At 71.6% G+C, this 12,831-nt stretch carries 12 protein-coding genes; 5 read left to right on the top strand and 7 right to left on the bottom strand.

Translation table 11 applies throughout. The features are described from left to right. Positions 1-96: 96 nt before the first annotated feature. Positions 97-1,020, bottom strand: coding sequence for a mycothiol synthase (gene mshD / locus MDN94_RS06465; RefSeq protein WP_482724981.1), 924 nt, complete (start codon positions 1,018-1,020; stop codon positions 97-99). A 231-nt stretch (positions 1,021-1,251) separates the two neighbouring features. On the opposite strand from mshD, the gene MDN94_RS06460 reads away from it, so the two are divergent. Next, the gene (locus MDN94_RS06460) at positions 1,252-3,072 is read left to right on the top strand and encodes a bifunctional metallophosphatase/5'-nucleotidase (protein WP_482724980.1); all 1,821 of its coding nucleotides are present in this window, start codon (positions 1,252-1,254) and stop codon (positions 3,070-3,072) included. A gap of 109 nt (positions 3,073-3,181) precedes the next feature. After that, positions 3,182-4,054, top strand: a complete 873-nt coding sequence (locus tag MDN94_RS06455; protein WP_482724979.1) for a phosphatidylinositol-specific phospholipase C — start codon at positions 3,182-3,184, stop codon at positions 4,052-4,054. Between the two features lie 4 nt (positions 4,055-4,058). Here MDN94_RS06455 and MDN94_RS06450 read toward each other — a convergent pair whose 3' ends face one another. The 6 genes from MDN94_RS06450 to MDN94_RS06425 form a co-directional block, all read right to left on the bottom strand. Further along, complete coding sequence (locus MDN94_RS06450) at positions 4,059-4,520, bottom strand: hypothetical protein (protein WP_482724978.1); 462 nt, start codon at positions 4,518-4,520, stop codon at positions 4,059-4,061. A 312-nt stretch (positions 4,521-4,832) separates the two neighbouring features. Next, on the bottom strand, positions 4,833-6,233 hold the full coding sequence (locus tag MDN94_RS06445; RefSeq protein ID WP_482724977.1) for a HAMP domain-containing sensor histidine kinase: 1,401 nt from the start codon (positions 6,231-6,233) through the stop codon (positions 4,833-4,835). Further along, positions 6,230-6,943, bottom strand: a complete 714-nt coding sequence (locus MDN94_RS06440) for a response regulator transcription factor (RefSeq protein ID WP_441266814.1) — start codon at positions 6,941-6,943, stop codon at positions 6,230-6,232. The genes MDN94_RS06445 and MDN94_RS06440 overlap by 4 nt, the downstream gene beginning before the upstream one ends. Before the next feature lie 20 nt (positions 6,944-6,963). Then, positions 6,964-8,034, bottom strand: a complete 1,071-nt coding sequence (locus MDN94_RS06435) for a S1C family serine protease (RefSeq protein WP_482724976.1) — start codon at positions 8,032-8,034, stop codon at positions 6,964-6,966. Positions 8,035-8,225: 191 nt separating this feature from the next. Beyond that, positions 8,226-9,254 carry a LacI family DNA-binding transcriptional regulator gene (locus MDN94_RS06430; protein WP_482724975.1) on the bottom strand — a complete coding sequence of 343 codons (1,029 nt, stop codon included), beginning with the start codon at positions 9,252-9,254 and terminating at the stop codon, positions 8,226-8,228. A gap of 23 nt (positions 9,255-9,277) precedes the next feature. After that, the gene (locus MDN94_RS06425) at positions 9,278-10,057 is read right to left on the bottom strand and encodes a winged helix-turn-helix transcriptional regulator (RefSeq protein WP_005315520.1); all 780 of its coding nucleotides are present in this window, start codon (positions 10,055-10,057) and stop codon (positions 9,278-9,280) included. A gap of 239 nt (positions 10,058-10,296) precedes the next feature. Between MDN94_RS06425 and MDN94_RS06420 the strand changes: the two genes are divergently transcribed. From MDN94_RS06420 to MDN94_RS06410, 3 genes are read left to right on the top strand one after another with little or no spacing between them, the layout of a single operon-like run. Continuing rightward, positions 10,297-11,124: an alpha/beta hydrolase gene (locus MDN94_RS06420; protein WP_482724974.1), complete on the top strand. Its 828-nt coding sequence runs from the start codon at positions 10,297-10,299 to the stop codon at positions 11,122-11,124. A gap of 45 nt (positions 11,125-11,169) precedes the next feature. Beyond that, on the top strand, positions 11,170-11,424 hold the full coding sequence (locus MDN94_RS06415) for a MoaD/ThiS family protein (protein ID WP_482724973.1): 255 nt from the start codon (positions 11,170-11,172) through the stop codon (positions 11,422-11,424). A 10-nt stretch (positions 11,425-11,434) separates the two neighbouring features. Next, positions 11,435-12,718, top strand: coding sequence for a hypothetical protein (locus MDN94_RS06410; RefSeq protein WP_482724972.1), 1,284 nt, complete (start codon positions 11,435-11,437; stop codon positions 12,716-12,718). Positions 12,719-12,831 lie beyond the last annotated feature (113 nt).

The following is a 12,831-nucleotide window of genomic DNA, read 5'->3' as shown; positions in this document are numbered from 1 at the left end:
GAGTAGTGGAATGGTGATGCAGAAAAGGGGCGGTGTCAACGGACACCGCCCCTTGTCCGCCCGAGCGCTGCCCGGAAGGGCGCCCCCGAGCCGCTGTCAGGATTCCGTGCGGTACATCAGGTCGACCTCGTGGGTGGCGAAGCCGAGCTGCTCGTACACGCGCAGCGCGGCGGGGTTGTCGGCGTCGACGTAGAGCATCGCGGTCGGCATGCCCTGCGCGGCGAGGTGCCGCAGGCCGGTGGCGGTGAGGGCCTTGCCCAGGCCGCCGCCCTGGGCGTCGGGGCGGATGCCGACCACGTACACCTCGCCGAGCTGCTCCTCGGCGTGGACCTTCGTCCAGTGGAAGCCGACGATCTCGCCGTCCCGCTCGGCCAGGAAGAAGCCCTTCGGGTCGAACCACGGCTCGGCCTTGCGGTCGTCGAGGTCCCGCTGCGTCAGGGAGCCCTGCTCGGGGTGGTGGGCGAAGGCGGCGGCGTTCACGGTGAGCCACGCGGCGTCGTCCTCGCCGGGCCGGAAGGTCCGCACGGTGACGCCGGCCGGGTAGACCGGTTCGGGGATGTCCCGCAGGTCCAACGGGCGCCGGAGCTGGCGCAGTTCGCGGAAGAGCGTGAGGCCGAGCACCTGGGCGAGGTGTCGTGCGGCCGACTTGCCGCCGTGCGCCCACACCCGCAGCCGCCGGCCGGAGGCGTTCAGGAGCGTCGTGCCGAGCGCCCGTCCGTGCCCGCGGCCCCGGTGGCCGGGGTGGACGACGAGTTCGGCCGCCGGAGCCTCGACGGGGTCGGTGTCCTCCAGCTGGGCGTAGCCGACGAGCTGATCGCCGACGGTGAGCAGGAAGTGGCGTACGCCTTCCCGTCGCCCGCCGCGCAGCTGCAGCCGGCCCTGCTCGGAGACGGCCTGCATCCCGTCGTTCCGCGCGGCCTCCGCGAGCAGGCCCAGCACGGCCTCCGCCTGCTCGGAGGTGAGCTCGTCGAGGGACTGGATCTGCCGGCCGGGCTCCGGAATCACTGCGTCGATCGTCATGCTTCGAGGGTACGGCGGAGGGGGTGCCGGTCGGCGGCTCGAGAGGCCGAGGGGCCGAAGTGGCCGCCACATGTGCGGAGATATGTCCGTCATGCGGGTGATGGTGCGGTAATCACCAGTTGACGAAAGACGGCAACCAGGTCGTAACCCACATCCCCCTGTCGCGCTACGCGCGTTGACTCTAGGCTGCCGCTCGCACCCTCACACCACGCTGGACTGACAAGGGGACAGATGTCAGCGACACCTCCCAACCATCGCGCGGCCAAGCGGAACCGCCGCGTGCTCGCGGCCGCCGCCGGTCTCGCGACCGTCGGCGCGCTCATCGCCGCCATGCCGGCCGGCGCCGCCCCCGGCGAGCAGGCCGACCATCGGCCGCACCATGGCCGCACCGTCGATGTGCAGCTGCTCTCCTTCAACGACCTGCACGGCAACCTGGAGCCGCCGGCCGGCTCCGCCGGCAACGTCTCCGAGATCCAGCACGACGGCACGGTCAAGTCCATCCCGGCCGGCGGCGTCGAGTACCTGGCGACGTCGCTGCGCACGGCGCGCCAGGGCAACCCGTACTCCGTCACCGCCGCCGCCGGTGACCTGGTGGGCGCGAGCCCGCTGCTGTCCGGTCTCTTCCACGACGAGCCGACGGTCGAGGCGCTGAACAAGCTCGACCTCGACGTGGCGGGCGTGGGCAACCACGAATTCGACGAGGGCGCCGTCGAGCTGGCCCGCCTGCAGAACGGCGGCTGCCACCCGACGGACGGCTGCTTCGAGGAGGGCAAGGAGTTCGAGGGCGCGGACTTCCCCTACCTGGCTGCCAACGTCACCAAGGAGTCCACGGGCAAGCCGATCCTCAAGCCGTACACGGTCTGGGAGAGGAACGGCGTCAAGATCGGCTTCATCGGGGTGACGCTGGAAGGCACGCCGGACATCGTCAGCGCCAACGGCATCAAGGGCCTGGCGTTCCATGACGAGGTCGAGACGATCAACAAGTACGCCCGTGAGCTCGACCGCAAGGGCGTGAAGTCGATCGTCGCGCTCATCCACGAGGGCGGCTCCCCGGCGTCGACGTCGTACAACTACGACTGCGACTCGCCGGGTGCGGGCGACGGCATCTCCGGCCCGATCGCGGACATCGCCAAGAACATCACGCCGCGGGTCGACGCGCTGGTCACCGGCCACACCCACCAGGCGTACGTGTGCACGATCCCGGACCCGTCCGGCAAGCCGCGCATGGTCACGTCGGCGTCCTCGTACGGCAAGCTCTACACGGACACGACGCTCACCTACGACCGCCGCACCAAGGACATCGTGCGGACGTCCGTGCAGTCGGCGAACCACGTGGTCAGCCGTGACCAGGCCAAGGCCCAGGACATGACCGACCTGATCACCCGCTGGAACAAGCTGGCCGCGCCGATCGCGAACCGGCCGCAGGGCTTCATCTCCGCCGACATCAACGGCCGTGGCGCCACCACCCCGGAGAAGCCTCTCGGCGACCTCATCGCGGACGCGCAGCTCGCGGGCCTCGCCCCGGCGGACAAGGGCGGGGCGCAGCTGGCCCTGATGAACCCGGGCGGTATCCGCTCGGACCTGGTGTACAAGGCGTCGGGCAGCGAGGGCGACGGTGTGGTGACGTACGGCGAGGCCTTCACGGTCCAGCCTTTCACCAACATGATGAACGTCGTCGACCTGACGGGCGCCCAGCTGATCACCGCGCTCCAGCAGCAGGTCAGCGGCCCGAACGAGGCCTCCCCGAAGATCCTCCAGGTATCGCGGGGCTTCACGTACACCCTGGACCTGACGAAGACCGGCGCCGACCGGATCGTCGTGGACTCGGTGAAGCTGAACGGCGAGGCGATCGTCCCGTCGAAGACCTACCGCGTCGCGATGAACGAGTTCCTCGCGGGCGGCGGTGACGGCTTCTCCGCCCTGAAGGCGCACACCAACAAGCTGGTGGGCGCCTCCGACCTGGAAGTCTTCAACGCCTACCTGGCGGCGAACTCCTCGGCCTCCGCGCCGATCGTGCCGCCGAAGGCCGACCGGATCACGGTCGTTCAGTAGCACGGCCCGGCGATGGGGGCGGCAGGCGCGAAGCCTGCCGCCCCCTTGTCGTTACCGGGCGGTACGGGAGTCTGGCGCCTCTGACGTGAACGCGTCATACTCCCTCGCCATGGACCGACGGAGATTCCTCGCAGGCGCTGCCGCACTGTCGACAGCCGCCCTCATCGGCGCCCCCCACGCCACCGCCGCGCCCCGCCGCACCCTGTCCGCACAGGACTGGATGGCCGGCCAGGCCGACTCGACCCCGCTGCAGAGACTCACGATCCCGGGCACCCACGACTCCGGTGCACGCTTCGGCGGGCTGTGGAGCGAATGCCAGAACACCACCATCGCCGAGCAGTTGGGCAGCGGCATCCGTTTCCTCGACATCCGGTGCCGGGTCACCGGGGGCTCGTTCGCCATCCACCACGGCCCGTCCTACCAGAACATGATGTTCGGTGATGTCCTCCTCGCCTGCCGCGACTTCCTTGCCGCGCACCCGTCGGAGACCGTGCTGATGCGCGTCAAGCAGGAGTACTCCTCGGACGGCGACGCCACCTTCCGCGCGATCTTCGACGACTACCTCGACCGTCGCGGCTGGCGGCCGCTCTTCCGTATCGGCGACGGCATCCCGGTGCTGGGCGAGGCGCGCGGGCGCGTCGTGCTCCTCGGCGACAACGGCGGTCTGCCCGGCGTGCGGTACGCGGACGGCACGTGGTTCGACATCCAGGACGACTGGAACGCCCTGCCCGACCCCAAGTTCACGAAGATCGAGGCGCACTTCCGCAGGGCGGTTCAGCAACCGGGCAAACTGTTCGTCAACTACGTGAGCACGTCGGCGTATCTGCCGCCCCGATGGAACTCCGACAACCTCAACCCGCGAGTCCACCGCTTCATCGACGGCGCGGAGGCGAGCGGCTGGCGGGGCCTCGGCGTCGTTCCGCTCGATTTCCCCAACACGCGGGCAGGACTGGTGGATTCGCTCATCCGTCACAACGGCTGAGGCATCAGCGATCCGCGGCGCAGATCTCCCGTGCCGTGGCCAGCTCCTTCATCACCTGGGCGTCGAACTCGAAGACCTGCCTCTGGCGGTTCGCCGCCCGGCGCAGGGCGTCAGCGAGCGGCTCGTGGGCCGGGTCGCCCGCGGCAGCGGCCTCGGCCAGCGCCACGGCCCCGTTCCAGCGGTGGAGCGCCACCTCGCCCTCGTTCCCCTCGGCCGCGTACGTGGACTCGTCGAAGCCGGCGAGGGCCGCGCACGCGCCTCGCGCGTCGGACGCGGGCCCGGAACCGACCGCGTCCTCTCCCGAGCCCGCGCCCGTCAGCGCCCAGGCCGCACCGACGCCTCCGCCGCCCACCAGAAGCCCGACCAGCAGGGCGGTCATCAGCGGACCCCTGCCGCGGGCGGGCCGGGTGGGCGGCATGGGCGGGGGTGGCGGGACGGGGGCCCGGTACGGCTGTTGAGGCTGCATGTACACGACCGTAGTGGGTCGTCAAGAACGCCTTCACTGGCGGGTCGTCGGCAGGGGGTGAGCGGGAACTCCGGCCCGTCGAACGCCGCCCGGTGACCAGCACCAGCGACCCCGCGTACTGCGCCGGCGCTGCCTCGATCGTCGTAGCGCTTGGTGACGTCGGTGACGACGAACTGGGCGGCGGGGGCGGTGGCTGGGAACAAGGGCGCTTCCTTCGGCGGACGGCAAGAGATGGAGACGAGACGGTTCGTTTCGATGAGGGAGTAGTGCGTGGGCCCCACCCTGGCAAGACGTTGCGTCTCGCGAGATGTTTCAGGGGGTGGGCGGAGGCGGGCCCGCCGCCCCCGGCAGGCGGATCACCGCGCGGGTGCCGCCGCCGGCGGCCGGTCCCAGGGCGACGTCGCCCCCCGCCTGCCGGACCGTACGCGCCACGATCGACAGCCCCAGCCCCGAACCGGGCAGCGCCCGCGCCGAGGGCGAGCGCCAGAACCGTTCGAAGACGTGCGGCAGTTCCTCCGGCGGGATGCCCGGCCCGTGGTCGCGGACCGTCAGCTCACCGCCGCTCAGGCCCACCTCGACCTCGGCCCCCGGGGGCGAGAACTTCACGGCGTTGTCCAGCACGTTGACCAGCGCCCGCTCCAGCGCGGCCTGGTCGGCCCGTACGTACCAGGGCTCCAGCCGGGCCGTGAACGTCAGCTCCGGGCCGCGCAGCCGTGCGCGGTCGAGGGCCGCCTGCGTGATCTCGTGCAGGGCCACCACCTGCACCTTGCCGCTCGCGCCCACGTCGGGCCGGGACAGCTCCTGGAGGTCGCCGATGAGCGCGGCCAGTTCGGTCATCTGCGCCTTGACAGAGGCGAGCAGCGCCCTGCGGTCGTCGGGCGGGATGGCACGGCCGGTCTCCTCGCTCCTGGCGAGCAGCTCGATGTTGGTGCGCAGCGATGTCAGAGGCGTGCGCAGCTCGTGGCCGGCGTCCGCGATCAGTTGCTGCTGGAGGTCGCGGGAGGACGCCAGCGCCGCGGTCATCGAGTTGAACGACCTGGACAGCCGGGCGATCTCGTCGTCCCCCTCGACCGGGATGCGGACGCTCAGGTCCTCGGTGCGGGCCACATGCTCGACCGCGCCCGTCAGTTCGTCCACCGGACGCAGACCGGTCCTGGCGACCCAGGCACCTGCCGCGCCGGCGCCCAGCACACCGGCGCCGGCGACCAGTGCCAGCACCAGCGTCAGATTGCCGAGCGTGTCGTCGACCTCGCTGAGGGGACGAGCGACGATCACCGCGCCCGCGTAGCCCTCGATGGGATAGGTGAAGACGCGGTACTCGGAGCCGTCGGACGCCGTGGCGTTGTGGAACGAGGAGTCGGACCGGCCGCCGGCGACGTCGATATCGGCGTCGGTCACGTCGACCGACTCGTCACCGAGGACCACGCAGCTGTTCCCCTCGCGGTCCAGCAACTGGATCGTCGACTTGAAGAGGTCGGTGTCGGGACGGGCGGGGGCCGCCTTGCGGCACTGACCCGCGGGGTCGATGAAGGCGAGCACCTGGCGCGGCGCCATCCGGTTGGTGCTGAGCGCGTTGTCGAGCGAGTCGACCAGCGCGCTGCGCACCACCAGCCAGCACACGCTGGCCGCGGCGGCGACGGCCACCGCCACCGCTGTCGCCACCAGCAGCGCCAGACGGGAGCGCAGGGGAAGCGCGCGGAACCTGTTCGTCATTCCGGGCCGCCGGTGCGCAGCGCGTACCCCACGCCGCGCACCGTGTGGACGAGGCGCGGCTCGCCGGCCGCCTCCGTCTTGCGCCGCAGGTACATGACATACACGTCCAGGGAGTTGGAGCTCGGCTCGAAGTCGAAGCCCCATACGGATTTGAGGATCTGCTCACGGGTGAGCACCTGGCGCGGATGTGCCAGGAACAGCTCCAGCAGCGTGAACTCGGTACGGGTCAGCTCGACCCGGCGGGTGCCGCGGGTGACCTCCCGGGTCGCGAGGTCCATCCGCAGGTCGGCGAAGGACAGCACGTCCTCCTCAGCGCCCCCCGGTCCGGCCGTGGCGTACGAACTGCGCCGGAGCAGCGCGCGGATACGGGCGAACAGCTCGTCCAGCTCGAACGGCTTGACCAGGTAGTCGTCCGCGCCGGCGTCGAGGCCGGTGACCCGGTCGCCGACGGTGTCGCGGGCCGTGAGCATCAGGATGGGCACCGTCGATCCGGCGGCCCGCAGCCGGCGGGCCGCGGTCAGACCGTCCATCCGGGGCATCTGGATGTCGAGGACGATCAGGTCGGGTGCGTACGCCTCCGCGCGGGCGAGGGCGTCGATGCCGTCGGCGGCGACTTCGGTGACGTACCCCTCGAACGCGAGCGAGCGCTGGAGCGCCTCACGCACTGCGGGCTCGTCGTCGACGATCAGGATGCGCTCACCTTCAGTCATGGACCAAGCCTCGCACGCGATCAGTTGCCGTCGCCGGAGCGGAGCGCGTCCAGGTCGGCCTTGACGGTGTCGATCGGGATCGCGAAGCCGAGCCCGACGCTGCCCGCGGTGGACCCCGTGGCGGAACTGGGGGAGTACATGGCCGAGTTGATGCCGATGATCTCGCCGTTCATATTGATCAGCGCGCCGCCGGAGTTGCCGGGGTTGAGGGAGGCGTCGGTCTGGATCGCCTTGTAGGTGGTCGTCGAGTCGCCGGTGTCGCCGTTGAACTGCCGCCCGCCGAACTCGAAGGGCCAGCCCTGCCGCGGGTCCTGCTGCTGCGGCTGCTCCTCGTCCTTGGCCACGGTCACGTCCCTGTCGAGCGCGGAGACGATGCCGCTCGTCACCGTGCCGGTCAGGCCCTCCGGCGAGCCGATCGCCACGACCTCGTCGCCGACCTTGACCTTGCCGGAGTCGCCGAGCGAGGCGGCCTTCAGACCGGACGCGCCCCGGAGCTTGATGAGGGCGAGGTCCTTGCCGGGATCGGTGCCGAGGACGTCCGCCTCGTACGTCCTGCCGCTGCTGAGCTGCACCTTGATCGTCGAAGCGCCGGAGATGACGTGGTTGTTGGTGACGATCTCGCCGTCCTCGGTGATGATCACACCGGAGCCGGTGGACTGCCCGGTGTTCGAGTTCGCGCTGATCTCCACGATGCTCGGGGAGACCGCCTGTGCGACGCCGGCGACCGTGCCCTTGCTGCTCTGCGAGACATTCGTGCCGGTCACCGCGCCGGAGCCGACGCTTCCCGTGCCTCCGGTGAGCTCCCCGACGAGGACGGAGGCCCCGCCGCCGAAGGCCGCCGCGACGACGGCCACGGCGGCGAGCAGCGCGACGGGACGCTTCGCCCGGGCACGCGGGGCCGGCACGGGCGCGTAAGTGGCAGCCTGTGCGGGAGGGGGTGTGTGCGGGCCCGGTGTGTGCCCGGCCGTGGCGTCGCCGGGGTGGTAGGGCGGGACCGGCGGGTATCCGCCGCCCGCCTCCTGCGCGAGGGGAGAACCGTACGGCTGCTGGGGGTGGGCATCGTCGCCGCTACGGCGGTAGTGGTCGCTCATGGCATCGACTCTCGTCGGGCCGGATGAGAGCTGTCTGAGACAGCGCTGAGAAGCCCGACAGAACCGTGTATGCCCGATATAAGGTCGCAGGCCGAGCGGTGGGCGGCCGTACCGGTCGACGGCACCGGCACGGCACCTGATGAAGCGGCACCCGGACAGGGGGAGCGTGCCCGGCCTGTGCCGTTCGGCCGCTACGGCTTGCCGCACCCGCAGGAGCGGCGGATCACCAGACCCGAGGGGAACTGCTTGACCCGTTCGCGCCGTGAGCCCGCCAGCCTCAGGCCGTCGTCGAGGACCAGGTCGATCGCCGCGCGGGCCATCGCCGGACGGTCGGAGGAGATCGTCGTGAGGGGCGGGTCCGTCAGGGCCGCCTCCTTGACGTCGTCGAAGCCGGCCACCGCGAGCTCGGACGGCACGTCGATCCGCAGCTCACGGGCGGCCCGCAGGACGCCGAAGGCCTGGTCGTCGGTCGAGCAGAAGATCGCCGGCGGGCGGTCCGGACCGGCGAGCAGCTTCAGCGCGACCTGGTAGGCGTCGTAACGGTTGTACGGGGCCTGGAAGAGCCGCCCCTCCGTCGTGCGGCCGGACTCCTGCATGGCCCGGCGCCAGCCCTCGACGTGGTCGGCGACAGGGTCGCCGACCGACGGGGTCGACTCGACGCCGCCGAGACAGGCGACGTACTCGTGCCCGTGCTCGAGCAGGTGCCGGGTCGCGAGCTGTGCGCCGCCGATGTCGTCCGTGACGACGGCGACGTCGTCGATCGCCTCCGGCCGCTCGTGGAGCAGGACGACCCGTGCGTCCCACGCCTCGATCTCGGCGGCCGCGCGTTCGCTCATGCCCTGGCTGACCAGGATCAGACCGGAGACGCGCATGCCGAGGAAGGCCCGCAGATAGTGGACCTCACGTTCGTCGCGGTAGTCGGAATTGCCGACGAGCACCATTTTCCCGCGCTCGGCGGCGGCCTGTTCGACCGCGTGTGCCATCTCGGCGAAGAAAGGCTGCCGGGCGTCGGGCACGATCATGCCTATGAGGTCGGTGCGCCGGGAGGCCATCGCCTGCGCGACCCGGTCGGGCCGGTACCCCAGCTCCTTGATCGCTGCGAGTACCCGCTCGCGCGTGGCCGGGGCGACCGGCCGGGGTCCGTTGTTGATGACGTAGCTGACGACCGCGGTCGAAGTCCCCGCCAGTCGTGCCACATCGTCCCGCGTCACCTTGGCCACGCGCGAAGTCTACGCGTGGTGACCTACCTCTGGGCAGGGCGTACGGCCGGTTCCTCCACCTCGGCGCCGTCATCCGTCCGGGCTACTGCCTTGGCGGCCTTCGCCTTGGCCTCCTCGGCCGCCCGTTCGACCTTCTCCGGGGCGACGAACCGGTAGCCCACGTTCCGGACGGTGCCGATGAGCGACTCGTGCTCCGGCCCGAGCTTGGCGCGCAGCCGCCGCACATGGACGTCGACCGTGCGCGTACCGCCGAAGTAGTCGTAGCCCCAGACCTCCTGGAGCAGCTGCGCCCGGGTGAAGACCCGGCCGGGGTGCTGCGCGAGGTATTTGAGCAGTTCGAATTCCTTGAAAGTCAGGTCGAGGACCCGGCCCTTCAGCTTTGCGCTGTACGTCGCCTCGTCCACCGACAGATCACCGTTGCGGATCTCCATCGGGGAGTCGTCGGAGGTGATCTGCTGCCGGCCGGTGGCGAGCCGCAGGCGTGCCTCGACCTCGGCCGGTCCGGCCGTGTCCAGCAGCACGTCGTCGATGCCCCAGTCGGCGGTGACGGCCGCGAGGCCGCCCTCCGTCACGACGAGGACGAGCGGACAGCCGGGCCCGGTGGACCGCAGCAGCTGGCACAGCGACCGCACCTGCGGCAGGTCGCGGCGGCCGTCGACGAGGATCACGTCGGCACCGGGTGTGTCGACGAGGGCCGGCCCCTCCGCCGGTGCCACCCTTACGTTGTGCAGGAGCAGTCCGAGGGCGGGGAGCACCTCCGTCGACGGCTGGAGGGCATTGGTCAGGAGCAGCAGGGAGCTCATCGCGTCCCACCTGCCCTGATCGTCGTGCTTTCGGCGTGCTGGGGTCGCTCGTCGGTTCGCTCGTCCATGACGTCGGTTCCTCCTCGGTCCCTGCGAGGACGTGCACTGCTTCGTACGCGGCTCTCTCGCGCCTGAGCGCCTTTGTGAGGCTTTGTTCACCAGCCTGTAACAATGGCCGGAAAACACAAAAGGATCCGGGGGCTGCATTGCCCGGATCCTCTCGCAGCAGAATAGCCCACATGAGTTCTGGGCGAGAGGGCCGATTTCACACTGTGGACGTGTCAAGGATCTCTCAGCGCCCTCGGGGCGCCACCCTCCTGACATCCGACGGTGTCCGGATCGAAGCCCGCTACAAGCCCTGTGCGAGCGGACCGACCGACACCGTCGTCGTCGTCGCGCACGGTTTCACCGGCTCGGTCGACCGGCCCGCAGTGCGCCGCGCGGCACGGACCTTCTCCCTTTACGCAGGGGTGGTGACCTTCTCCTTCCGCGGCCACGGCCGCTCCGGCGGGCGTTCCACCGTCGGCGACCGCGAGGTGCTGGATCTGGCCGCCGCCGTGGAGTGGGCCCGGTCGCTCGGGCACACCCGGGTGGTGACCGTCGGCTTCTCCATGGGCGGTTCGGTGGTGCTGCGGCACGCGGCGCTGTACGGCACCCGGATGCACGAGGGGCGCACGGAAGCACGCACGGACGCGGTGGTCTCGGTGAGCGCCCCCGCCCGCTGGTACTACCGCGGTACGGCGCCGATGCGGCGGCTGCACTGGGTGGTCACGCGTCCTGCCGGCCGGATCGTCGGGCGGTACGGGTTCCGCACCCGTATCCACCACCGGGAGTGGGACCCGGTGCCGCTCTCCCCGGCCGAGTCCGTGCCGCTGATCGCGCCGACGCCGCTGCTCGTCGTGCACGGCGACCGCGACCCGTACTTCCCGCTCGACCACCCCCGGATGCTGGCCGCAGCGGCGGAGGGGACGGCCGAGCTGTGGATAGAGCCGGGCATGGGGCACGCGGAGAACGCGGCGGACGAGGCGCTGCTGCGCCGCCTGGGGGAATGGCTCACCGGCCGATAGCCCATCATGGTGAGCGGCGCGCACGGAGACGAAAGGAGTGCCGCTATGGCAGCGGGAACGATCCGCTACTGGGCCGCGGCCAAGGCGGCGGCCGGCATCGCCGAGGAGCCATACGCGGCGGATACGCTCGCGGAGGCCTTGGAGGCGGTACGGGTCAGGCACCCCGGGGAGCTGACGCGCGTCCTGCTGCGCTGCTCGTTCCTCGTCGACGGTGACCCCGTCGGGACCCGCAGTCATGAGACCGTACGGCTTGCCGAGGGCGGCACGGTCGAGGTGCTCCCGCCGTTCGCAGGAGGGTGAACCGCACAGCATGAGCAGCGACCAGCAGCATCCGCACGGACAGCAGCCGGCGGGGTACGACGACGCGTACGGGCAGCAGCAGCCGGCGGGGTACGACGACGCGTACGGGCAGCAGCAGCCGGCGGGGTACGACGACGCGTACGGGCAGCAGCAGCCGGCGGGTCATGGCGACCCGTACGGGCAGCAGCAGCCGTACCGGGACCCGGGCGAGACGCAGACCTGGCAGGGCGAGACCTGGGACACCCAGTACCAGCCGGTCGTCCAGCCCGGCGCGTACCCACCCGCCGGGGCCGACGGTGCCTGGGCCGGGCCCCGGCCCGAGCCGCAGCAGCAGGCGTCCGCTCCGGGGGCGGCCGACACGGCGTACCTGCCGCCGGTGCCCGCCGCCGCGGGTCTGCCGCTGCCGCCGGAGGTGCCCGTCCCGCACGCCACCGCCCACGCTTCGGCCGCGTACCCGAGCGCGCCCGCCCCCCTGGCGGAGCCGGTGTCCGAGGCCCCGGGTGGATACAGTCCGCCCACGGTCGGCGGCAATGCCAGGATCACGGACGCCCAGCGCGCCCGCGCCGAGGGGCGTTCGCCGATCATCGCGCCGGGCATGCAGCCCGCCGGCCTCACCGCCGTGCTCGCGCTGCTGCTCGCCGGCGGCGCGGCCGTCGGCCCGTACGCCCTGCTCGTGCCGCTGGTGCTGCTCCAGGCCGTCACCGCGGCCGGATGGTTCCGCCTGAACGGCATGTGGCCGGCCAGGCAGGGCATCGCACTCGCGTTCCTCGGCGGTCTCGCGGCCGACGCCGCGCTCCTCGCCTCCGGCGACGGGAACGCGCCCGCCGCGATCATCGGCACCCTCGGTGTGTGGGTACTGCTGACGCTCGTGCTGCAACTGCGCAGTCACGCGGGGGCCGACGAGAGGATGTACGGCCTCATGGCGACGGTCGCCTCGGCGGCGTTCGCCGTCCTGGCCGCCGGGCATCTCGCCGCCGACGGCGACGCGGTGGTGGTCGGCGCGATCGCCGTCGCCGCCGCCACGACCGTCCGTGCGCTGCCGTTGGGCGCAGTGGTCTCCGTCGTGCTGTCCCTCGCGGCGGCCGCGGGCGCCGGCATCGCGGCCGGCGGCCTCATCGGCATGGGTTCCGGGAGTGCGCTGCTCGGTCTGGCCGCGGGCGGATGCGCCCTGATCGGTCTGCGGGTGGCGAGCTACGACTACCCCTCCCGTTTCGTCCACATGACCGCCGGTGTGGCGCTTCCGCTGACCGCGGCGGCCCCCGCCGTCTACCTGATCGGGCGCGCGCTCGCATAGCCGCCCGCACAGAGGGCAGGTTCGGAACCATCGGCGGCCGCCGGACGTCGATCACTGCGCAGGCGTCGTCCCGACCGGCTCGGGCTCAACCGGCGTCCGTGGCCGGACAGGGT

The organism is Streptomyces sp. WAC00040 (assembly GCF_056835925.1).
This window is presented reverse-complemented; position numbering and strand designations above follow the sequence as displayed.

What these genes read in the sequence shown, in the direction of transcription:
- MDN94_RS06415 (WP_482724973.1), top strand. Translation starts at nt 11,170, where the DNA reads ATGGCAGCGGGAACGATCCGCTACTGGGCCGCGGCCAAGGCGGCGGCC.
- MDN94_RS06445 (WP_482724977.1), bottom strand. Translation starts at nt 6,233, where the DNA reads ATGACGAACAGGTTCCGCGCGCTTCCCCTGCGCTCCCGTCTGGCGCTG.
- MDN94_RS06450 (WP_482724978.1), bottom strand. Translation starts at nt 4,520, where the DNA reads ATGCAGCCTCAACAGCCGTACCGGGCCCCCGTCCCGCCACCCCCGCCC.
- MDN94_RS06435 (WP_482724976.1), bottom strand. Translation starts at nt 8,034, where the DNA reads ATGAGCGACCACTACCGCCGTAGCGGCGACGATGCCCACCCCCAGCAG.
- MDN94_RS06460 (WP_482724980.1), top strand. Translation starts at nt 1,252, where the DNA reads ATGTCAGCGACACCTCCCAACCATCGCGCGGCCAAGCGGAACCGCCGC.
- mshD (WP_482724981.1), bottom strand. Translation starts at nt 1,020, where the DNA reads ATGACGATCGACGCAGTGATTCCGGAGCCCGGCCGGCAGATCCAGTCC.
- MDN94_RS06425 (WP_005315520.1), bottom strand. Translation starts at nt 10,057, where the DNA reads ATGAGCTCCCTGCTGCTCCTGACCAATGCCCTCCAGCCGTCGACGGAG.
- MDN94_RS06440 (WP_441266814.1), bottom strand. Translation starts at nt 6,943, where the DNA reads ATGACTGAAGGTGAGCGCATCCTGATCGTCGACGACGAGCCCGCAGTG.
- MDN94_RS06455 (WP_482724979.1), top strand. Translation starts at nt 3,182, where the DNA reads ATGGACCGACGGAGATTCCTCGCAGGCGCTGCCGCACTGTCGACAGCC.
- MDN94_RS06410 (WP_482724972.1), top strand. Translation starts at nt 11,435, where the DNA reads ATGAGCAGCGACCAGCAGCATCCGCACGGACAGCAGCCGGCGGGGTAC.
- MDN94_RS06420 (WP_482724974.1), top strand. Translation starts at nt 10,297, where the DNA reads ATGAGTTCTGGGCGAGAGGGCCGATTTCACACTGTGGACGTGTCAAGG.